1 pseudogene is annotated in these 419 nt (G+C 52.3%); it reads right to left on the reverse strand.

Features of this window, described 5'->3' with window-relative positions:
- Positions 1 to 26: 26 nt before the first annotated feature.
- Positions 27 to 419: pseudogene (locus ACYVTD_RS17160) on the reverse strand (sulfite exporter TauE/SafE family protein); the annotation flags it as partial.

Below are 419 nucleotides of genomic sequence, written 5' to 3' on the forward strand. Positions count from 1 at the left end.
TACGCTTAGAGTTTCCGTTACCATTGTCAGCCTTCTTTTCCGTGGTCGGCGATTACGGTAATCATGCTTCTGATCATGCCCATCCAGCAGGAATAGCGGAACTTGCCTTCTTTTTCCGGGGTAAATTCAATTATGTTTTCTCCGGGCTGAAAGACGTATTCAATGCCGTATTCTGGAAAAATAGCGGCATAATTACAGCCCGTGATGCTTCCGGGAGGAGCGTCGATTGTCCAGCGTACGGGAATGCCCTGTTGCACGGTTATCGCGGGGTAGCGGTTTGCCCTCAACGTCGATTTGACAATCTGCACGCCGTTTTCAATTACGGGGACGAACGGTTGCGCGGGAGCGGGAGCGGCGTTTTCACGGTTCAGCTTGGGCGAATCCGATGGTTTGGCGGAAGTAGTTTTGTTCGGCGCGTC

Source organism: Treponema sp. R6D11 (assembly GCF_054786075.1).